The sequence below is a fragment of the Cellulomonas pasadenensis genome, assembly GCF_047229365.1.
GTDB lineage: Bacteria > Actinomycetota > Actinomycetes > Actinomycetales > Cellulomonadaceae > Cellulomonas.
In genome coordinates this window covers 1-20,306 of the sequence record NZ_JBFTEP010000039.1, presented here as the reverse complement: position 1 = coordinate 20,306, position 20,306 = coordinate 1, and the positions used below count along the sequence as shown (strand labels likewise).

The 20,306-nt window shown below is 76.3% G+C and carries 21 protein-coding genes; 13 read left to right on the top strand and 8 right to left on the bottom strand.

What is annotated here, in order from left to right; translation table 11 throughout:
• Positions 1 to 135: 135 nt before the first annotated feature.
• Positions 136 to 993 carry an SDR family oxidoreductase gene (locus tag AB6N23_RS07765; RefSeq protein ID WP_412865524.1) on the top strand — a complete coding sequence of 286 codons (858 nt, stop codon included), beginning with the start codon at positions 136 to 138 and terminating at the stop codon, positions 991 to 993.
• Between the two features lie 9 nt (positions 994 to 1,002).
• Here the strand turns inward: AB6N23_RS07765 and AB6N23_RS07760 are convergent, their stop codons facing one another.
• Both AB6N23_RS07760 and AB6N23_RS07755 read right to left on the bottom strand, forming a co-directional pair.
• Entirely contained in the window at positions 1,003 to 1,614 is a 612-nt protein-coding gene (locus AB6N23_RS07760; RefSeq protein WP_412865531.1) for a response regulator, read from the bottom strand.
• A 59-nt stretch (positions 1,615 to 1,673) separates the two neighbouring features.
• Entirely contained in the window at positions 1,674 to 2,939 is a 1,266-nt protein-coding gene (locus AB6N23_RS07755; protein WP_412865523.1) for a sensor histidine kinase, read from the bottom strand.
• Positions 2,940 to 3,078: 139 nt separating this feature from the next.
• Here AB6N23_RS07755 and AB6N23_RS07750 point away from each other — a divergent pair, with 139 nt between their 5' ends.
• A complete protein-coding gene (locus AB6N23_RS07750) occupies positions 3,079 to 3,750 on the top strand; it encodes a hypothetical protein (RefSeq protein ID WP_412865522.1) in 672 nt (223 codons plus the stop codon).
• Here the strand turns inward: AB6N23_RS07750 and AB6N23_RS07745 are convergent.
• From AB6N23_RS07745 to AB6N23_RS07735, 3 genes are all read right to left on the bottom strand, one after another.
• Entirely contained in the window at positions 3,743 to 5,170 is a 1,428-nt protein-coding gene (locus AB6N23_RS07745) for a family 43 glycosylhydrolase (protein WP_412865530.1), read from the bottom strand. The genes AB6N23_RS07750 and AB6N23_RS07745 overlap by 8 nt on opposite strands.
• 551 nt (positions 5,171 to 5,721) lie before the next feature.
• A complete protein-coding gene (locus tag AB6N23_RS07740) occupies positions 5,722 to 6,840 on the bottom strand; it encodes a winged helix DNA-binding domain-containing protein (protein WP_412865521.1) in 1,119 nt (372 codons plus the stop codon).
• Between the two features lie 25 nt (positions 6,841 to 6,865).
• Positions 6,866 to 7,561 (bottom strand): Pr6Pr family membrane protein, encoded by a 696-nt coding sequence (locus tag AB6N23_RS07735; RefSeq protein WP_412865520.1) that lies wholly within the window; start codon positions 7,559 to 7,561, stop codon positions 6,866 to 6,868.
• Positions 7,562 to 7,785: 224 nt separating this feature from the next.
• On the opposite strand from AB6N23_RS07735, the gene AB6N23_RS07730 reads away from it, so the two are divergent.
• The 9 genes from AB6N23_RS07730 (at position 7,786) to AB6N23_RS07690 (ending at position 15,259) form a co-directional block, all read left to right on the top strand.
• Positions 7,786 to 8,910 carry a Gfo/Idh/MocA family protein gene (locus AB6N23_RS07730; protein WP_412865519.1) on the top strand — a complete coding sequence of 375 codons (1,125 nt, stop codon included), beginning with the start codon at positions 7,786 to 7,788 and terminating at the stop codon, positions 8,908 to 8,910.
• A gap of 60 nt (positions 8,911 to 8,970) precedes the next feature.
• Positions 8,971 to 9,891: an alpha/beta fold hydrolase gene (locus AB6N23_RS07725; protein ID WP_412865518.1), complete on the top strand. Its 921-nt coding sequence runs from the start codon at positions 8,971 to 8,973 to the stop codon at positions 9,889 to 9,891.
• Positions 9,892 to 9,917: 26 nt separating this feature from the next.
• The gene (locus AB6N23_RS07720) at positions 9,918 to 10,913 is read left to right on the top strand and encodes a TIGR03557 family F420-dependent LLM class oxidoreductase (RefSeq protein ID WP_412865517.1); all 996 of its coding nucleotides are present in this window, start codon (positions 9,918 to 9,920) and stop codon (positions 10,911 to 10,913) included.
• A gap of 334 nt (positions 10,914 to 11,247) precedes the next feature.
• Positions 11,248 to 12,540, top strand: a complete 1,293-nt coding sequence (locus tag AB6N23_RS07715) for a VIT1/CCC1 transporter family protein (RefSeq protein ID WP_412865516.1) — start codon at positions 11,248 to 11,250, stop codon at positions 12,538 to 12,540.
• A 166-nt stretch (positions 12,541 to 12,706) separates the two neighbouring features.
• Positions 12,707 to 13,075 (top strand): glyoxalase superfamily protein, encoded by a 369-nt coding sequence (locus AB6N23_RS07710; protein ID WP_412865515.1) that lies wholly within the window; start codon positions 12,707 to 12,709, stop codon positions 13,073 to 13,075.
• A gap of 67 nt (positions 13,076 to 13,142) precedes the next feature.
• Positions 13,143 to 13,412, top strand: coding sequence for a type II toxin-antitoxin system Phd/YefM family antitoxin (locus AB6N23_RS07705; RefSeq protein ID WP_412865514.1), 270 nt, complete (start codon positions 13,143 to 13,145; stop codon positions 13,410 to 13,412).
• Entirely contained in the window at positions 13,402 to 13,839 is a 438-nt protein-coding gene (locus AB6N23_RS07700; protein WP_412865513.1) for a type II toxin-antitoxin system VapC family toxin, read from the top strand. Before AB6N23_RS07705 ends, AB6N23_RS07700 begins: the two co-directional genes overlap by 11 nt.
• Positions 13,840 to 13,905: 66 nt before the next feature.
• Positions 13,906 to 14,919, top strand: coding sequence for a siderophore-interacting protein (locus AB6N23_RS07695; protein WP_412865512.1), 1,014 nt, complete (start codon positions 13,906 to 13,908; stop codon positions 14,917 to 14,919).
• A gap of 184 nt (positions 14,920 to 15,103) precedes the next feature.
• On the top strand, positions 15,104 to 15,259 hold the full coding sequence (locus AB6N23_RS07690) for a hypothetical protein (RefSeq protein ID WP_412865511.1): 156 nt from the start codon (positions 15,104 to 15,106) through the stop codon (positions 15,257 to 15,259).
• 35 nt (positions 15,260 to 15,294) lie between these two features.
• Here the strand turns inward: AB6N23_RS07690 and AB6N23_RS07685 are convergent, their stop codons facing one another.
• From AB6N23_RS07685 to AB6N23_RS07675, 3 genes are all read right to left on the bottom strand, one after another.
• The gene (locus tag AB6N23_RS07685) at positions 15,295 to 15,723 is read right to left on the bottom strand and encodes a pyridoxamine 5'-phosphate oxidase family protein (protein WP_412865510.1); all 429 of its coding nucleotides are present in this window, start codon (positions 15,721 to 15,723) and stop codon (positions 15,295 to 15,297) included.
• 111 nt (positions 15,724 to 15,834) lie between these two features.
• On the bottom strand, positions 15,835 to 16,860 hold the full coding sequence (locus AB6N23_RS07680) for an alpha/beta fold hydrolase (protein WP_412865508.1): 1,026 nt from the start codon (positions 16,858 to 16,860) through the stop codon (positions 15,835 to 15,837).
• Positions 16,857 to 18,257 (bottom strand): MFS transporter, encoded by a 1,401-nt coding sequence (locus tag AB6N23_RS07675; protein ID WP_412865506.1) that lies wholly within the window; start codon positions 18,255 to 18,257, stop codon positions 16,857 to 16,859. The genes AB6N23_RS07680 and AB6N23_RS07675 overlap by 4 nt, the downstream gene beginning before the upstream one ends.
• 276 nt (positions 18,258 to 18,533) lie before the next feature.
• Here AB6N23_RS07675 and AB6N23_RS07670 point away from each other — a divergent pair, with 276 nt between their 5' ends.
• Positions 18,534 to 19,310, top strand: a complete 777-nt coding sequence (locus AB6N23_RS07670; RefSeq protein WP_412865504.1) for a hypothetical protein — start codon at positions 18,534 to 18,536, stop codon at positions 19,308 to 19,310.
• A 62-nt stretch (positions 19,311 to 19,372) separates the two neighbouring features.
• Positions 19,373 to 20,272, top strand: coding sequence for a hypothetical protein (locus tag AB6N23_RS07665; protein ID WP_412865502.1), 900 nt, complete (start codon positions 19,373 to 19,375; stop codon positions 20,270 to 20,272).
• The last annotated feature ends 34 nt before the right edge of the window (positions 20,273 to 20,306 follow it).

The window sequence follows — 20,306 nt, the reverse complement described above, 5'->3', positions numbered from 1 at the left end:
CATGCTCACCTCCGGGTAGGTACCGCACCGAGAAGTGGGCACCGCTGATAGGGAAAGCGTACGCGGACCGACCGGTTGTGGCGGTCGTCGGTGCGGGTCGTCCGCACGGCGCGGACCACAGCAGGAGGAGCAGTCATGTCGATCGTCGTCACCGGAGCCACCGGTCACCTGGGCCGTCTCGTCGTCGAAGGGCTGCTCGACGCGGGCGTCACGCCGTCGGACGTCGTCGCCGGCGGTCGCGCGACCGAGCGCCTGGCCGACCTCGCCGAGCGCGGCGTGCGCGTCGTGACGCTCGACTACGACCGCCCGGAGACGCTCGCCGACGCGTTCACCGGCGCCGACCGGGTCATGTTCGTGTCCGGCAGCGACCCGGGCCGGCGGCTCGCGCAGCACCGTGCCGTCGTCGACGCCGCCGTCGCGGCCGGCGTGGGCCACGTCGTCTACACGTCCGCGCCGCACGCGGGCACGACGTCCCTGGTCCTCGCGCCCGACCACAAGGCGACCGAGGAGATGCTCGCCGCGTCCGGCCTGCCCGTGACCGTGCTGCGCAACAACTGGTACACGGAGAACTACGTCGCGACGCTGCAGCAGGCCGCGCAGACCGGCGAGATCGTGGCGTCGGTGGGCGACGGGCGGGTCGCGTCGGCCACGCGCGCCGACCTCGCCGCCGGCGCCGTCGCCGTCCTGACGGGCAGCGGCCACGAGGGCCGCACCTACGAGCTGACGGGCGACGTCGCCTGGGACTTCGACGAGCTCGCCGCCGTCGCGACCGAGCTGCTCGGCCGGCCCGTGACGTACCGCCGGGTCGACGCCGCCGAGCACACCGCGGTCCTCACGGGCGCGGGCCTCGACGAGGGCACGGCCGGCTTCGTCGTCGCCCTGGACGCCAACATCGCGGAGGGCGCGCTCGCCGACGCCACGGACCACCTGCGCACCCTGCTCGGCCGCCCGACGACGTCGCTCGCCGACGGCCTGCGCGCGGCGCTGGCCTGACCCGGGGCGTCACCCGAGCAGGTCGCGCGCCAGCACCCCCGCCTGGAGGCGCGAGCGGACGCCCAGCTTCGCGAGCACGTGGCTCACGTGCGACTTCACGGTGGTCGGCGACACGGCGAGCCGCTCGGCGAGCTGGGCGTTCGACAGCCCCTCGCCGAGGCCGGCGAGCACGTCCCGCTCGCGCGCGGTCAGCGCGGCGAGGCGCGGGTCGCCGGCGGTGACGGGTCCGGCGTCGTCGGCCGGCGGCCCGCCCAGCGGGACGCGCCCGGCCACCGCGTCGAGCACCCGCCGCGTCACCTCGGGCGCGAGCACGCCCTCGCCGGCGGCCACGCGCCGCACCGCGTCGACCAGCTCGGCCGCGCCGACCGACTTGAGCAGGAACCCGGCGGCGCCCGCGCGCACCATGCCGACGACGTACTCGTCGAGGTCGAACGTCGTCAGGGCGACGACCTCGGCGAGGCCGTCGCGCACGATCGCCCCGGTGGCGGTGATGCCGTCCGTGCCGGGCATCCGGACGTCCATGAGCACGACGTCGGGGCGCAGCGCGCGCGCCTGCCGCACCGCGACGTCGCCGTCCCCGGCCTCGCCCACGACCTCCACGTCGCCGGACTGCTCGAGCATGAGGCGCAGTCCCGCGCGGATGGCGCCGTGGTCGTCGGCGAGCAGGACGCGCACGCCGCTCACGCGGGCACCGCCGCCGGGTCGAGGGGCAGCGCGACGCGGACCACCCACGCGTCGGCCTCGGGGCCGGCGGTCGCGGTGCCGCCGAGCGTCGCGGCGCGCTCGCGCATCGTCGTCAGGCCGGTCGACGACGACGGCACCGGGTGCGGCGGCGCGGCGGCGGTCATGGCGTTGCGGACCTCCAGGTGCAGCGTGCGGTCGTCGGCGCGGACCGTGAGCGACGGGCGGCCCGTGCCGTGCTTGTGCGCGTTCGTGACGGCCTCCTGGACGATCCGGTAGGCGGTCTGCCCCACGGCCGCGGACACGGTCGGCAGCGCGGCGGGGTCCACGTCGACGTCGAGCGCGGCGACCCGGTCGAGGCCGGGCGGCGCCGGGACGTCGTCGGCGTCGGCACCCGCGCGCAGCACGAGGATCATCGCGCGCATCTCCGTCAGCGCGTCGAGGGCCGCCCCCCGGACGGCCCGCAGCGCGGTGCGGTCGCGGACCTCGTCCGGGGTGCCCGCGAGCGCGGCCTCGGCGTGGATCGCGACGGCGGACAGGTGCCCCGCGACCGCGTCGTGCAGGTCGCGGGCCATGCGCGTGCGCTCGTCCCGGACGGCGGACGCGCGGTCGAGCGCGGCGATCCGCGCGGCGTCGTCGGCGTGCGCCGCGGCCAGGTCGGCCCGCTCCCGCTCGAGGTCCGCGCGCTGCCGCTCCAGGTCCGCGCGCTGCGCCTCCGAGCGCGCGAGCTCCTCGGTGCGCCGCACGTCGCCGCCCCACCAGAACGGCGTGAGGAACAGGGCGACGACCGCCAGCACCACCTGGACGACGTCCCGCGCCGACCAGCCGGCCACCACGGCGGTGACGGCGGCCGCGACGATCCCGGCGAGGACGACGCCCTGCGCCGCCCGGCGCGCCCGCGCGCTCGCGTGCACGGCGAGCGCGAACAGCGCGTCGAACAGCACGAGGTACATGCCGAGCGCGCCGCCGAGCAGCGTGTCGGCCGCCGCGAGCACCACGACCCCCAGCAGCACCGCGACGGGCCGGCGGCGCTTCGCGACGAGCAGCAGCACCGCGACGAGCAGCAGCCCCGCCTGCCACCACCGCGGCGCGGGCACGTCGACGACCGCCGACGTCGGCCCGACGCCGCCGACGTCCAGCGCCAGCAGGACCAGCCCGAGCAGCAGCAGGCCCAGCGCGGCGACGCGGTCGGTCGTCCCGGACGCGCGCGCGACCCGCCACCGGCCGGCGGCGGTGGCCGCGTGGCGGCGCAGGGCGGTGAGCACCCGCCCATCCCAGCAGACGCGCGTGCGCGCACCGTCGTCCGAAGGGAGGAGGGGCGTCATCCGTCCGGAGGGCCGCGTCCTCCGCGGACCGTCCGTCCGCCCGACGCGGGAACCGGCCGACGCGCGCCACCGTGGCGGCATGACGGTGATCGAGTGGGTCCGCGACAACCCCGTGGCCGCGCTGGTGGTGACGTGCGAGGTCGCGTTCTGGGTGTTCCTCGCCGCGGCCGTGGTCGCGCGGTACGCGCTGCGCCGCCGGCGGCTGTCCACGGTGCTGCTGCTGTGCGAGCCGGCGATCGAGGTCGTGCTGCTGGTCGCGACGGTCGGCGACCTGCTGCGCGGCAGCGAGCCGACGTGGACGCACGGCCTCGCGGCGCTCTACCTCGGGTACACGGTGGCGTTCGGGCGGTGGACCGTGGAGAAGGTCGACGGCTGGGTGGCGTGGCGGTTCTTCGACGGGCCGCGTCCGCCCGTGCCGCCGAAGCGGGGGCGCGCGGCGCTGCGCCACGAGTGGCGCCTGTGGCTGCGGGTGGTGCTCGCGTGGGCGGTCGCGTGCGGGATCCTCGGCGTGCTCGCGCTCATCGCGACCGCCCCGGAGCAGCGCGCGGTGCTCGCCGGGTGGGCCGGGCGCGCGACGCTCGTCATGGTGCTGTGGTGCGTGTTCGGGCCGGTGTGGCAGCTGTTCTCCGACGGCGGCGCGTCGGACCGGGACGAGCCCGTGCGGGACCGGCCGGTGCGGGACGAACCCGTGCGGGACGACGCCCGGCCGGACGCCGCGCGGGGCGACGTCCGGCCGGGTCCCGTCACCTGACGTACGGCCAGCCGGCGGCGTCCCAGCCGAGCAGGTTGATGCCGAGGCGGGCGTCCCCGGCGTCGGTGTACCAGTGGTAGAAGAGGACGTCCCCGTCGGTGTCCCGGAGCGTGGCGCTGTGCCCGGGGCCGTTGACCGAGCCGCGGCCGGCGAGGATCTCGGTGCCGCCGCCGCTCGTCATGCGCGTGCCGGCGCGGTCGACGTACGGCCCGGTGATGCTCGACGAGCGGCCCACCGCGATCCGGTAGGTGCTGTCGGCGCCCTGGCAGCAGCGGTCGAACGACACGAACAGGTAGTAGTACCCGTCCCGGTACAGGATGTCGGGGGCCTCGATGCCGGCGCTCCGGGTGGCGAGCGAGTGGATCGCGGTGCCCCGGCGCAGACCGGTCGCCGGGTCGATCTCGATCATCTTGATGCCGGTCCAGAACGAGCCGTAGCTCATCCACAGCCGGCCCTGCGCGTCGGTGACGAGGTCGGAGTCGATCGCGTTGTGGTCGCTGGCCTCCGTGGTGCTGACGACCAGGCCGCGGTGCGTCCACGTGCCGGCGTTCCCGCTCGGGCTGGTCGCCAGGTAGATGCCGGAGTTGCGGCTGCCGAACGACGACGCCGAGTAGTACAGCCAGTACTGCCCGTCGCGGTAGGACAGGTCGGGCGCCCACAGGTCGCCGGTCGTGTGCGCGGACGTCCACGGGGTGCCGCTCGGGAACGCGGCGCCCGCGTCGGACCACGCCGTGCGGTCGCGGGACGTCTTGAGCGGGATGCCGCGGCCCGTCGTCGCGACGAGGTAGGAGCCGTCGGGGCGCTTGACGACCGTGGGGTCGTGCGCCCACGTCGCGCCCGTGACGACGCCGGGCCCGGGGTAGGCCGCGGGCGGCGTGCCGCCGTCGCCGCCGCCGGCGGTGCCGCCGTTCCAGCGCTGGTTGTCGCGGCCGTTGCAGGTCCACAGCGCGACGGCGGTGCCGTTGGCGGTGCGCCCGTTGCTGACGTCGACGCACAGGCCGGACTGCTGGTGCACGAGGCTGCCGTTCGCCCCACGCGCGAACCGCTGGTTGGCGCCGCCGGTGCAGCTCCACGAGATGAGTGCCGTGCCGGGGGCGGTGCCCCAGTTGAGCGCGTCGAGGCAGCGGCTGCCGGTGAAGGCGCGCAGCTCGCCGGCGGCGGTCAGCTCCCAGCCCTGCCCGGCGACGCCGTTGCAGTCCCAGATCTGGATGGCCGCGCCGGGGTTCGCGTCGTTGCCCGCCACGTCGAGGCAGCGCCCCGACTGCGCGGACACGAGCGGCGCGGGTGCGGCGAGCGCCGGCGGCGCCGACGCCGTGCCGACGAGGCCGGCGACGAGGGTGGCCGTGGCGGCCAGGACCAGTGCGCGCAGCCGCGTGCGTGGGGGGCGTGCGCTCGTGCGGTGGGTGGGGGGTCGACGCATCACGGGTACCGCCTTCGCTACCGGGGACGAGATGTGAGCGCCAACGTGGCCGCGGGACGGCGGTTCTACAACGTTGTGAAGCGATTCGCGACGCCGCTACAGCGCCCACCCGCCCGCCGACCCGGCCGTTGCGCAGCACGCCCGGCCCTTATCCCTGCACAACCACCGGGTCGGCATCACACCCGTCCCGGCATCGCGACGGCCGGACGACCACCTCGCCGAACCGGCCGTTGCGCAGCACCACCGGCCCCCGTCGCTGCACAACCACCGGGTCGCCACCGCACACGTCCCGGCATCACGACGGGCAGGACCACCACTGCGCCGAACCGGTGGTTGCGCAACACCACCGGCCCCCGTCGCTGCACAACCACCGGGTCGCCACCGCCGAGGCGACGGGACGCCGGACGCGCCCCCTCGGACGACGTCGCGTCGAGCCGGTCGTCGTGCAGCACGCGGCGGCGTGGGTGCTGCACGGCGGCCGGGTCGGCGGTCGGCGGGGCGAGGACGGGCGCGCGGCGGCTCGCCGGCGGGCGCCGTGGGTCGGGGTCGCGTCAGGGGCGCGGTGCGCCCGGCAGCGGCGTGCGCGGGGCCGACGTCAGCTCGACGTCGCGGTCCGCGCCGACGAGGTCGGCGACCGTCGCACCCTCCGCCTCGAGAGCGTCCTGCTCGCCGGGCGCGAGCGGGCGCAGGGGACGCACCAGCAGCCGGCCCTCCACGACCTCCCACGTCGCGGCCACGACGCCGTCGACCAGCACCGTCGCCCGGACCATCGACCACCCCGGCATGACGTCGCGGCGGACGGCCTCGGGGACGATGCGGGTCCGGTCGCGGTGGCCGAGGACGGCGTCGTCGAACATCGGCAGGAAACGCACGGGGGCGGGCGCGTCCTCGTCGGCGAGCGGCGCGTCGGGCAGGTCGAGCAGCTCGCGGCCGTCGGGGCCGCGGTACGTGCGGAGCCCGGCGCGCATGCCGTCCACGACCGGTCGCAGCCGGGTCAGGCCGCACCACGCCTGCAGGTCCATGACGTCCGCCGGGCCGAACGCCGCGAGGTAGCGGCGCACGAGCGCGGGCAGGTCCGGCGCGCCGACCGGCTGCCCGAGCCACACGTCGGCGGCGGTGACGGCGATGGACCGGCGGCTCCACCACGAGCCGAACGCCGACGTCGCGGGGTCGTGCACGACCGGCGTCAGCGCCTCGACGGCCGCCGCCATGACCGCCCCCTTGCGACCCGGGAACCGCTCGGCCAGCGCCGCACCGAGGTCGCGCCGCCGCACCGTCCGGTCACCGAGGACCTCGCGCGCGGCCGCGACGAGCACCGCCGGGTCGAGGTCGCCGACGTGCTCGGCGTAGTACGCCGACCGCACGAGCCGGTCGAGCACCGGCTGCACGGTCGGGCGCAGGCAGCCGTGGTCCGCCGCGGACGTCAGGTGCTGCGTGCCCCTCAGCAGCGGCCCGCGCACCAGCGCCCGCGCCGCGACGGCCGCGTCGAGGTCCGCCGTCCGGAAGCCGGACAGCCGCGCCGCCATGCCCACGTGCACCCAGTTGGGCTCCTGCGCCTGCACCGCGACACGCCGCTCGACGGCCGCGACCACGCCGGCGTCGGACCGCGCGTCGAGCTGCTGGCGGTGCAGCAGCGTCCTGTTGAGCCGGCGCGACGACAAGGTGGACATGGCCCGACGCTAGGCCCGGAAGCGGTCAGGACCCGTCCGCTTCTCGGCTCCGGGACGTCGGCTCTGTCGAGGCCGGGGTGGACGACGGCGCACGCCCCGCCGTGCCGAGCAGCGCCGCCCGCGGCAGACGCCGGTCGACCAGTACGAGCAGCAGCCCCAGCACCGCGAACGCCGCGCCGTACAGCAGGACGTTGAGCGCCAGCCCGCCCCACCCGAGCGCCGCGAGGTCGATGAACCCGTACGGGTAGCCGAGGTCGGGCCGCACGAGCCCGCGCACCGTCGAGAAGGCGCAGTAGACGAGCAGCGCCACGACCCACCAGGCGGCGGCGCGCCACCGCAGCCGCCGGTGCGCGTCGAGCACCACGAAGTCGACGAGCGCGAGGACCGGCGTCACCTCGTGCTCGATCTGCCCGCCGGTGAGCCCGAACGCGACCACCGGGGCGTCGGGCGCCTCGGGGGCGAGCACGAGCCACGACACGAGCCCGGTGATGAGCAGGAAGAGGGTCACGCCGCCCTTGAGCAGCGCCGGCGGCTGCCCGCGGCCCCGCAGCGACGCGACCGCCGCCCACAGCACCACGACGGCGAAGCCGAGGTTCGAGATGTTGGTGAAGTACACGAGCCCGTCGAGCTCGCCGTCGCGCCACACGGCCCGCGTGCCGACGAGCGCGAACGTCGCCGCGACGAGGCGGAACAGGACGACAGGGACGTCGGTCGCGCGCACGGACGTCACCTCCGGGGATCAGGGCCGGGCGAGGGGTGCCGGCGCGCACACCGTGCCACGCGTCGGGGGCGGCGCGCACCGTCGGGCGGCTCCTGTGGGTGCCGACCCGACCACAGCCCTGCTCGGCACCGCCGAGTCCCCAGGGCGGCCCGTCCCGACGAGCGCCGGCCGCCCCCGCGGCTACTGTCGACGGGACGCAACCGCTCGACGACGAGGACGTCCCCATGACGCAGTCCACCCCCGCACCCGTCCGGTTCGGCGTGATCGGCTCCGGCTGGCGCGCCGAGTTCTTCGTGCGCATGGCCCTGCTCATGCCGGAGCGCTTCGCGTGCACGGGCGTCGTGACGCGGACCGCCGAGCGCGGCGCGGAGGTCGAGGCGCGGTGGGGCGTGCCGACGGTGCGGACCGTCGAGGAGCTCGTCACGGGCGCCGTCCCGGGGGCGGGCCCCGCACCCGACCGGCCCGAGCTCGTGGTCACCGCGACGCCGTGGCTCGTGACGCCGGAGGTCGTGCGGGAGCTCGTCGAGGCGTCCGTGCCCGTGCTCGCGGAGACGCCGCCCGCGCCGGACGTCGACGGCCTGCGCGACCTGTGGGCGGACGTCGGCGCGAGCGGCCTCGTGCAGGTCGCGGAGCACAGCCCCTTCATGCCGGCGCACCAGGCGCGGCAGCGCCTCGTCGACGACGGCCTCATCGGCACGCCGACGAGCGTGCAGGTCTCCTCGACGCACATGTACCACGCGGTCGGGCTCGCGCGGCGGCTGCTCGGCGCCGGCCGAGGCGCCACCACGGTGCACGCGCGCACGTTCACCGCCCCGCTCGTGGACCCCCTCACGCGGCACGGCTGGACCGACGCCACCGAGCCCGCCGACGCGCGCACGATCCTCGCGACCATCGACCTCGGCGACGGCCGGCACGTCCTCTACGACTTCACCGACAACCAGTGGCACAACCCGCTGCGCAGCAACCGCATCGTCGTGCGCGGCTCGCTCGGCGAGGTGGTCGGGGACGACGTGACGCGCTGGCTCGACCCGCGGACGGTCCTGACGTCGCGGATCGCGCGGCGGCAGTCGGGCATCGAGCAGGACCTCGACGGGTTCGACCTCGAGCACCTGTCTCTCGAGGGCCGCGTGCTCTACCGCAACCCGTTCGTCGGGGCGCGGCTCGCGGACGACGACGTCGCCGTCGCCCACCTGCTCGACGCCACGGGCGCGTGGGTGCGGGGCGACGCCCCGCCGCCCTACCCGCTCGCCGACGGCATCCAGGACCACCTGCTGGGCCTCGCGATGGAGGAGTCCGCTCGCACGGGCGAGCCGGTGACGACCGCCGCGGAGGCATGGGCGGACGCCTGAGCCCGGCTGCGCCGGACCCGACGCCCTGCACGCGGACGCACGGGCCGCCAGACTGGCCCGGTGTTCGACGGGTTCACGGTCGCGGACGTCCCGGTCGACGAGGCGCGGCTGCACGTGCGCCACGGCGGCACGGGCCCCGCGGTGCTGCTACTGCACGGGCACCCGCGCACGGGGGCGACCTGGCACGCCGTCGCCCCGGCGCTCGTCGCGCGGGGGTTCACGGTCGTCTGCCCGGACCTGCGCGGCTACGGGCGGTCGGTCGGTCCGCCGCCGGCCCCGGACCACAGCGCCCACAGCAAGCGCGCCGTCGCCCGCGACATGGTGCAGCTGATGACGACGCTGGGGCACGAGCGCTTCCACGTCGTCGGGCACGACCGCGGCGCCTACGTCGCGCTCCGGCTGGCGCTCGACCACGAGCACCGGGTCGACCGGCTGACGCTCGTCGACTGCATCCCGATCAGCGAGCACCTCGCCCGCGCCGACGCCCGGTTCGCCACCGCGTGGTGGCACTGGTTCTTCTTCGCCCAGCCGGAGGTCCCCGAGCGGGTCATCGGCGCGGACCCGCTCGCGTGGTACCGCGCCGACCCGCGCACCATGGGCGCCGAGAACCACGCGGAGTGGAGCGCCGCCGTGCACGACCCGGCCGTGGTCCGCGCGATGCTCGAGGACTACCGAGCGGGTCTGACGGTCGACCGCCGGCACGAGGAGGAGGACCGCGCGGCCGGGCGCCGCCTGTCCGTGCCGCTGCTGGTGCTCTGGACCCTGCGCGACGACCTCGAGGAGCTGTACGGGGACCCGCTGGCGATCTGGCGGGCGTGGGCGGACGACCTGCGCGGGTACGGCATCGACAGCGGGCACCACGTGGCGGAGGAGGCACCGCAGGCCCTGGTCGACGCGCTGACGCCGTTCCTGCCGGTGCCGGACGCCGCGGGCACGCCCCCGGACGGCGTCGACGCCGGCGGCCCGTTCCGGATGCCGTGACCCGCCACGCGCGTCACGCTCGTGCCATGACGCGATTCGGGTACACCCTCATGACCGAGCAGTCCGGGCCGCGCGAGCTGGTCCGGTACGCGCAGGCGGCCGACCGGCTCGGGTTCGACTTCGCCGTGTCGTCGGACCACTACTTCCCGTGGCTGGAGGAGCAGGGGCACGCGTCGTACGCGTGGACCATGCTCGGCGCGGTCGCGCAGGCGACGCAGCGCATCGACCTCATGACGTACGTGACGTGCCCGACCATCCGGTACCACCCGGCGGTCGTGGCGCAGAAGGCCGCGACGCTCGCGATCCTGTCCGAGAACCGGTTCACGCTCGGCGTCGGCGCCGGCGAGAACCTCAACGAGCACGTCGTCGGCGAGCGCTGGCCCGCCGTCGGCGAGCGGCACGACCTGCTCGAGGAGGCGCTGGAGATCATCCACGAGCTGCTGACCGGCGAGCGCGTGACGTACGAGGGCGTCCACTTCCGCGTCGACTCCGCGAAGCTGTGGGACCTGCCCGACGAGCCGCTCGAGATCGGCGCCGCCGTCTCCGGCAACCAGTCCGTCTCGCGGTTCAGCGGGCTGGCCGACCACCTCATCGCCGTCGAGCCGGACGCCGACCTCGTCGAGCGGTGGGACGCCGCCCGTGCCGAGGACGGCCTCGCGGACACGCCGTCGCGCAAGATCGGCCAGATCCCGATCTCGTGGGACCCCGACCCGGAGCGCGCCAAGCAGCGCGCGCACGAGCAGTTCCGCTGGTTCGGCGGCGGCTGGAAGGTCAACGCCGACCTGCCGACCACCGAGTCGTTCGACGCGGCCAGCCAGTTCATCCGCCCCGATGACGTCGCCGAGCAGATCCCGTGCGGGCCCGACCTCGACGCGATCGTCGAGGCCGTGTCCGCCTACTGGGAGGCCGGGTTCACCGACATCGCGGTGGTCCAGGTGGGCGACGAGGGGCAGGAGCGGTTCCTCGACGGGGCCGCAGAGCCGCTGCTGGCGAAGCTGCGGGACGCCGCGCCGGCGTCCTGACCCGGCGACGGCGGCCGCCGACCGCGACCTGCGAGCGGCGGCCCCGTCCGGCGGCACCGTCCCGCAGCGCCGTCCGCGCCGAACGCGGTCTTGCGTGCGCTCCACGCGTTCGAGGCGCACGCCAGACCCCGTTCACGCTGGACACCGCCCGCGCAGTGGAGCGGCGTGCGCGTTCGGGCCTCCGAAACCGCGGGTCGTGGGCGGCGGCAACCCCGTGCCGCCCGTTATCGCAACCCTCCCGCGGCGCCTACGGTGCCGGGTGCACCGGTGCAGCCCGGGACCGAGCGGTCCCGGGCTCGTCCGTGTGCGCACCCGTCGCCGTCCCCGGAGCACCATGAGCACCCCCGACCGTCCCGCGCCCACCGACCCGCCGCCCGGCGGTGCGCCGCCCACCGGGCACGCACCCGCGGACCCCGCGCCCACGCGCCCCACGGCGTCCCAGCTGCGCCGCTGGCGCCGCAACCTCGCGAACGAGCGGGCCGAGGCGGCCGTCTACCGCGACCTCGCCGTGCGTCGCACCGGCGAGGAGCGCGACATCCTGCTCGCCCTCGGCGAGGCGGAGCGGCGGCACGAGTCGCACTGGCTCGAGCTGCTCGGCGACGACGTCGGGCGGCCGCTGCGCGGCGACTGGCGCAGCCGCGTGCTCGGCTGGCTGGCCCGGCGGTTCGGGTCGGTGTTCGTGCTCGCGCTCGCGCAGCGCGCCGAGGCCCGGTCGACGTACGAGCGCGACGCCGAGGCGACGCCGCGGATGGCCGCCGACGAGCAGATCCACGAGGAGGTCGTCCGCGGGCTCGCGATGCGGGGCCGCCAGCAGATCAGCGGCACGTTCCGCGCCGCGGTGTTCGGCGCCAACGACGGCCTCGTGTCGAACCTCGCGCTGGTCCTCGGCATCGGCGCGTCCGGCGTCGCGACCGGCACCGTGCTGCTCACCGGGCTCGCGGGCCTGCTGGCGGGCGCGCTGTCGATGGGGGCCGGCGAGTACGTGTCGGTGCGCTCGCAGCGCGAGCTGCTGGAGGCGTCCCGGCCGGACGCCGACGCGGCCGCCGCGCTCCTGCACCTCGACGTCGACGCGAACGAGCTCGCGCTCGTGTACCGGGCGCGTGGCATGTCCGCCGCCGAGGCGCAGGCCCGCGCGGACGTCGTCCTGGCGTCGCTCGCCCAGTGGGAGGCCCGGCAGCAGGTGACGAACTCGCTGCTGCGCACGACGACGACGCTGCCCGGCGGCACGCCGGCGCCGGTGGCCGAGGACGCGGCCGGGGGCGGCGCGGAGGGCGCGACGACGGACGGCGCGGGCGGCGCGACGACGGGCGCGGAGCCGGTGCGCGAGCGGGACGAGCACGAGTCGATCGGCACCGCGTGGGGTGCGGCGGTCGCGAGCTTCTGCTTCTTCGCGTCCGGCGCCGCGGTGCCGGTGCTGCCGTACCTGCTGGGCGCGGAGGGCTGGACGGCCGTCGCGTGGTCCGCGGGCCTCGTCGGGCTGGCGCTGCTGGGGACGGGGTCCGTCGTGGGCCTGCTCTCGGGCGCGTCGCCGCTGCGGCGGGCGCTGCGGCAGCTCGCGATCGGTCTCGGCGCGGCGGCGGCGACGTACGCGCTGGGCCTGGCGTTCGGGACGGGCGCGGTCGGCTGACGCCCGAGCGCGTGGCCGGCGAGCGCGTGCAGCGTTCGTCGCGCCTGGCGGCACGAACGCTGCACATGCGGCCTCACGAGGCGGGGTGACGCGTGTCGGTGGTCGGCGGGAGCATGGCCGTACCGCCGCCGACGTCGGGTCGGCGACCCCAGGGTGGGAGCGCGCGATGGAGTTCAGGCTCGAGCTCGTCATGGTGCCGGTCAGCGACGTGGACCGCGCGAAGGCCTTCTACGCCGACCAGGTCGGCTTCGTGGTGGACCACGACGTCCGCGTGAGCGACGACCTGCGGTTCGTGCAGCTGACGCCCCCGGGCTCGGCGTGCTCGATCGCGATCGGCGAGGGCATCACGGACGTGGCGCCGGGGTCGGTGACGGGGCTCCAGGTCGTCGTCGACGACGCGGACGCCGCCCGGGAGCACCTCGTCGCGCACGGCGTCGACGCGCCGGAGGTGCAGGACCTCGCGTGGGGACGCTTCACCGGCTTCCGCGACCCCGACGGCAACGAGTGGGCGGTCCAGCAGCTCCCTGACCGATGAGCAGCTCCCTGACCGATGAGCGGCACTGACTGTGCCACACTGTGGCACGCGTTGCTACCATGGACGCATGACGGCCCAGCCGGAGATCAGCCAGCGTGACCTGCGTCTGCGTTCCAGGGAGATCATGGACGCCGTCGAGGGTGGTCAGGCGTTCACCGTGACTCGTGACGGCCACCGGATCGGCGAGCTCGTCCCCCTGCGCCGCAAGCGGCAGTTCGTGCCTCGGTCCGAGTTCGCGGCCTTGTCGCGCACGGCTCCGGCGCTCGACCCCGACCGGTTCCGCGCGGACCTCGACGACGTCCTGACCGACGGAGAGATCGACCCGTATGCACGATGACGGCCGCGGGCTGCTCGACACGAACATCCTGATCCTTCGACGGTGGATCGACGTCACCGACCTCCCAGCCGAGATCGCGATCTCCGCAGTCACGCTGGCGGAGCTGTCGGCCGGCGTGCACCTCGTCACCGGTGACGACGCCGCCGCGCGTGCCGAGCGCGCGCGCCGCACGGACGTGCTCCAGCGCGCGGAGAGCGAGTTCGACCCGCTGCCCTTCGACGCCGAGGCGGCGCGCCTGTACGGCCGTCTGGCGGCGGCGGTGCACGGCGTCGGACGGACACCCCGTCGCCGGATCGCCGACCTCATGATCGCTGCGACGGCGGCAGCACACGGCCTGCCCCTGTGGACCACGAACCCCGACGACTTCGCAGGACTGCAGGACGTCGTGACGGTCGTCGCGGTGCCCCGGCCCGCCACAGCGCCGTGACGCGCGAGGAGGCGTGACGCACTCGCGCCTTGCCAACTCAGGTAAGCCTGACCTTATGCTGCAGCCGTGACCGCGACGAGCACCGCCACGGCGAGCGACCCGACGACGACCGAGACCGTCGAGGCGACGCCGTCGGCGGCGACCCTCGAGGCCGCCGAGGTCGCCCCGTTCCGCATGTTCCACGTGCGCGTCGCGCGGCTGCAGCGCATGTGCCCGAGCCTGCTGCGCGTGACCTTCACGGGCGACACGCTCGACAAGTTCGCGGACAACGGGTTCGACCAGCGCATCAAGTTCTTCCTGCCCATCGAGAGCGCCGGCTACGAGGGCCTGCTCGACCTCGGTGACTCCGCCGACTGGTACGGCCGCTGGCGGGGCCTCCCCGAGGACGAGCGACACCCGATCCGCACCTACACGGCCCGCGGGGTCCGGCAGCCGGCGCGCGAGCTCGACGTGGACGTCGTGCTGCACGGCGACACCGGCCCGGCGTCCCGCTGGGCGTCCACCGCCGAGGTCGGCGACGAGCTCGTCGTGCTCGGCCCCAACGCCGACTGGGCCGGCCCGCACGGCGGCGTCGACTTCGTCCCGCCCGCGCGCACCGACCGCCTGCTCATCGCCGGCGACGAGACGGCCCTGCCGGCCATCGCGGGCATCGTCGAGCGCCTCCCGCGCGACGCCCGCGGCGAGGTGCTCATCGAGATGCCGTGGTCGGACGACCGCCTCGACCTGCACGGCCCCGAGGGCGTGACGGTCCGCTGGTACGGCCGCGACGGCCGGCGCCACGGCGAGCTGCTCGTGCCCGCCGTCCAGGCCGCGTGCGCCCGCCTGCTGCCCGGCCAGGCTCCCGTGCCGGACGTCGAGCTGGAGGACGTCGACGTCGACCACGGCATGCTGTGGGAGGTCCCGGTCGACTACTCGACGGGCGCCCCGCTGGCCGCCGAGGCCCACCTGTACGCGTGGCTCGCCGGCGAGGCCGGCATGATCAAGACGCTGCGCCGCCACCTGGTGCGCGAGTGCGGCGTCGACCGGAAGGCCGTCGCGTTCATGGGCTACTGGCGCGAGGGGCGCTGCGAGGGCGCCTGAGCCCCGCCGGGGCGGGCCCCGCACGCCGTCCGGCGTCAGCGGTAGAAGCCCTCCCGCAGGGTGCCCCCGTGCTCGAGCCCGGCGAGCATGGTCGTCCCGCCCTCGCAGCTGCCGAACGCCGCACGCGCGCGTCGGGGGTGGGGCGCCACGACGACTCCGTGATCGTGCAGGTGACGTCGGCGCCGTGCTCGAGCCGGCGGAGCTCGTCACCGGGCGCGAGGTCGGGCGCGAGCGGCACCTCGCGCTCGCACCGCTGCCCGTCAAGCGCATCCACGACCGCCGGATCAGCGACGACGCGCGCGCCGCGGTCGACCTGCTGGACCGGCTCGACCGCGGCTGACGGCGGCGGGGCGCCGGCGGTCGGGTCGCGGCGGGTCAGAAGACCGTGCGCCGCACCTGCTCCGGGTGCAGGACCAGCCGGACGTAGTCCTCGGCGAGCAGACCCTCGAGGTCGCGGGCCCGGACCGGGTCGTCGAGGTCCCAGTACCGGGCGGCGAGGCGCGCGGCGAGCTCGTGCGCGCCCTCGGGCTCGATCGTCACGGGCCCGGACACGGCGACCCAGTGCTCGCGCTCGCCCACGGGGGCGGCGACGACCATCGACGCGCGCGGGTCGCGGCGCAGGTGCCGCACCTTGAGGGCGTCGGGGCCGGTGAAGAGCTGGAGCGTGCCGTCGTCCGCGAGCTCGAACCACACCGGCCGCGGCTGCGGCGGCACCGGGCCGGACGCGACGGTGAAGAACCCGTGCAGCGGCCGGCGCAGGAGCTCGCGGTCCGCCTCGGTCAGGGTGCTGTCGTCGGTGCTCATGAGGACTCCTCGCTCGATCCGGACCGGACACCGGCTGCAACCACGCTGCCCGACCGCGTCATCCGGGTGCGACCGTCGCTCCGGGGACGTGACGGCCCACCGACGACGGTCTCAGCGGTCCGCGACGGTGGCCAGGAAGCACGTCAGCGCGTTCAGGTAGACCCCGCGCGGCCCCTCGGCCGAGAGCACCAGGTCGTGGACGCCGTCCTCGACGACCACCTCGCGCACGTCCCGGCCGAGCCCCGGTGCCAGCGCCGCGATGGTCGACACGTCCAGCACCGTGTCCACCGTGTCGAGGTCGTCGCCCTCCGCCAGGTCCGCGCCGGACCGCGCCGAGCGCGCCACCAGCACCGGCACGGCGATGTCGAGCCCGCGCGCCACGCGCCGCTGCCCCGAGCGCACCGCCGCGAGCCACCCCGCGCGCACGGGCACGCCGTCGGGACGCTTGAGCTCGGTGTCGAACTCCCACCGCTCCCGCATCCGCCCGGCGTACAGCGACGGCCCCGACGAGACGACGCGCAGCGGCGCCGACCGTGCCAGCGGCCGCAGCGCCTGGTCCTGCAGCGGCGTCACCCACGACCGCTCCACCGACAGGAACGGGCTGTTCAGCACGACCGCGTCGGCCCCGCCGCGGACGCGGTGCGCGTGCGCCCACAGCGCGGCGACGAGCCCGCCGGTCGAGTGCCCGTGCACCACCACGGGCACACCGGGCCACGCGGTGCGCGCCGCGGCGACGGCGCGCCCGAGGTCCGACGCCTGCTCGCGCAGGTCGCCCTGGTAGTGCGGGACGTCGCCGGGGCGCAGGGACCGGCCGGCGCGGCGGGCGTCGACGGCGAGGAACGCCCAGCCGGCGTCGCGCAGGGCGGCGGCCAGGTGCGTCTCGAAGTAGTAGTCGTTGTAGCCGTGCAGGTGCACGACGACGCCGCGCGCCGCGGGCGGCTGGTCGACCGGCCGCACGAGCGTGAGCACGGGCGCGGCGCCGCCGGCCCGGACGGCCGGCCACGACGGCCCTGAGCCGGGCCGCCAGCCCGGCAGCGTGCGGACCTCGTGACCGGTGAGCAGCGGGTCGGGGTCCCACCCGGCCGCGTCGTCCGCCGTCCTCGGCCGGCCCGCGCCGCCGTCCGTCGCCTCCGTCACGCGTCCATCGTCGCCGGGGCCACGTCACGCCGCCCGTCGACGCCGAGCCCGCGCGGGAAGTGCACCGGCACGAAGAGCAGGAGCCCCAGCAGGAGCACCGCGACGATGCCGAGGATCCCCCAGTACTGCTCGCCGCCCCCGAGCAGGATCGCGGTCGAGAACGCCGCCGGCGCGAGGAACGTCGCCACGCGCCCGGTCGTCGCGTACAGGCCGAACACCTCCGTCTCGCGGCCCGGCTCGGCGAGCCGGGCGAGCAGCGCGCGCGACGCCGACTGCGCCGGCCCGACGCACGCGGACAGCACGAGCCCGCCCGCCCAGAACGCCGACGCGCCGACGTCGTGCAGCAGGAAGACGACCGTCCCGGCGACGACCAGCACCACGAGCGACCACGTCACGACGCGGCGCGGGCCGTACCGGTCGTCGAGCCACCCGGCGGCGATGGTCGCGGCCCCGGCGACGACGTTCGCGGCGATCGCGAACAGGATGACGTCGGCGGCCGAGAAGCCGAACGTGCCGGCCGCCAGCACGCCGCCGAACGTGAACACGCCCGCGAGACCGTCCCGGAACACCGCGCTCGCGACGAGGAACCGCAGCGTCGAGCGCCGGTCCCGCCACAGCGCGGCGACGTGCCGGCCGACGGTCGCGTACGCCCCGACGACGCTCACGCGCGCCGGCGCGCCCGGCCGCCGGTGGTCCGGCACCGCGACGAGCACGGGCACGGCGAACACGAGGAACCACGCACCCGCGAGCAGCATCGACACCCGCACGTCGAGGCCGCCCTCCGACGTCACGCCGAACAGGCCGACGTCCGGCTGGATGAAGCCGAAGTAGAGGACGAGCAGCAACACGATGCCGCCGACGTACCCGGCGCCCCAGCCGATGCCGCTGATGCGGCCGATCGTCCGCGGGCCGCTGATCTGCAGCAGCAGCGCGTTGTACGCGACGGACGCGATCTCGGCGGCGATCGTCCCGACGGCGAGCAGCGTCACGCCGAGGCGGACGGCGTCGTCCATGCCGCCCTCGGCGGGCTGCACGAACCACAGCGCGAGGATGCTCAGCCCGACGACCGCCGACATGGCGCCCAGCAGCGGCCGCCGCCGCCCGCCCGCGTCGGCGAGCGTGCCGAGCGCGGGCGCGGTGAGCGCGACGAGGACGCCCGCGGCGGCGAGGCCCCAGCCCAGCCACTGGCTGTGCAGGGCCATCGCGGCCGTCTCGTCCGCGCCGGGTTCCACGAACGTCGTCCCCGTCAGGTAGACGGTGAAGACGAACGTCGTGACGACCGCGTTGAACGCCGCCGACCCCCAGTCCCAGGCTGCCCACGCGGCCACCTGCCGGCGGACGACGGGTGGCTCGGCGACCGGTGCGCCGGCGGGGACCTCAGCGGTGGGGTGCGCCATGGCGGGAGCGTAGGCCCCGTCGCTCCACGGCGGCGTGGCGGCCGGGTGAACACGGGACGGACGCGCGTCCAGCACGCGACGTCGACGCGCGGCACCGGGTGAAGTCCTGCCCTGTTCGTGGCTTTCCGTCCTGTCGGGCGACCACGATGGCCGCACGACGTCGACGCGGGGGGCGCCATGCGACGGTGCAGGACGAGGGCCACGCTGCTGGCGGCCGTGGCGGCAGCGACCGCCGTGGGAGCGGTCGCACATGGGGCGGTCGCACCGGCCGCAGCCATGGCGCCCCCCGCGGCGTGGACGTGCGGGCCGGATGACTGGCTCGACGGCGTGACGGTCCCCGGTGACGTCGTCGTCGACGGCGACGGCTGCTGGCTCCTCGACGCGCACGTGCTCGGCGACGTCCTCGTGGCGGACGGCGCCGTCGCCCGGGTGACCGCGACACGGGTGGACGGCGACGTCGTCGTGGGTGCCGGGGCGGAGGCGGACCTCGACGACGTGGTCGTCGCCGGCGGCGTGCAGCTCGACCGTGCCGCGGACGTGCGCATCGTCGGCGAGGTGGGCCGCAGCGTCCGCGGCAAGACGGACCGCGCCCTGATCAGCGGCACCGTGCGGGGTGCGATCAACGTCGCCGTCCCGCAGGCGGTGCGCACGCGGGGGCTGACGCTGTGGCAGGCGGACGTCGGCGGCTGGGTCAACGTGCACGGCGGTGCCACGCACGTCGCCGACGTGACGCTGCGGCGCGGGCTCACGCTGTCGTGGGTGTGGTCGTCGGTCGTGTCGGAGGCCGACGTCGCGGCGGACCTCACGGTGCGGCGCGCGCACCAGCGCGTCGACGTCGGGCACCTGCGCTGGACCGGCGGCGGCTGGGTCGAGGGGCCGCCGGCGCGGCGGACGACGGTCGGCGGCGACGTGCTCCTGCAGGACAACGCCTCGCGGGTGGTCGTCGGGGCCGCGGACGTGGCCGGCGACGTCGGCTGCACGGGCGGCGCCGTGACGCCGCGGCTGACCGACGTGACCGTCGGCGGCGCCCGCACCGGCCGGTGCGCGGGCTGACACGACACGTGCGGCCGGCACGACGTGGGCGAGGGGGACGCGCGATGGGTGCACGGAGAACGGTGACGGCGCTGGCAGCCGCGGCGCTGACGGTGGGCGGTGCGGCCGAGGCGACCGCCGCGGGCGGACCGGGCGTGCACGTCTGCACGCTCGCGAACCAGGGCTCGTTCCAGGTGCCGCGGACGTACGACGGCGACCTGCTCGTCACGGAGGGCTGCAGCGTGGCGAACGCGCACGTGCGGGGGGACGTGCTCGTCGCGGACGCACCGACGGGGTGGCAGGAGTGGTCGACCGTGCGCAACAGCCGCGTCGACGGGGACGTGCACGTCGACGGGTCGGCCGACATCGTCGACAACGTCGTCGCGGGCGGCGTGTACCTGCGCACCGCGACGTACGCGACCGTGACCGGCACCGTCGCCGGTGACGTGCGCGGCACGACGCTCGACCTCTACGTGGACGCCGACATCGGGGGCGACCTCGACGTGCGCCTGCCGCCCGCGGTCGACGTGCGCCCCGACGACATCCCGCCCGCGGCACCGCGCGACGACGAGTCCGTCGCGCTGCGGGGCACGCACGTGCACGGGTCCGTGCGGGTGCGCGGCGGCTGGATGTCCACGGCGGGGTCGCGCGTCGACGGGGACCTCACGCTCACCGGTGTCGCCGGGATCGTCCTCGCGGAGACGGACGTGGACGGGCAGGTCACCGTGCGCGACGCGCGCGCCGGGGTCGTGCTCGGCGGGCTGCGACGCAGCGAGGAGGGCCCGTGGGAGTGGCTCGACGACGGCCTGCAGCGGCAGAGCCGGTACGGCGCGCTCACGGTGGAGCAGAGCTCCGGGCACGTGGCGGTGGAGCACGTCGACGTCGTCGGCGCGCTCGCGTGCGCGGGCAACGCGAACGGCGTCGTCGTCGACCCGGCGACGACGACCGTGGGCGGACCGCGGAGCGGGCAGTGCGCCGGCTGACGGGACGCCGGGCGGCCGGCGCCGGGGCGCGGCC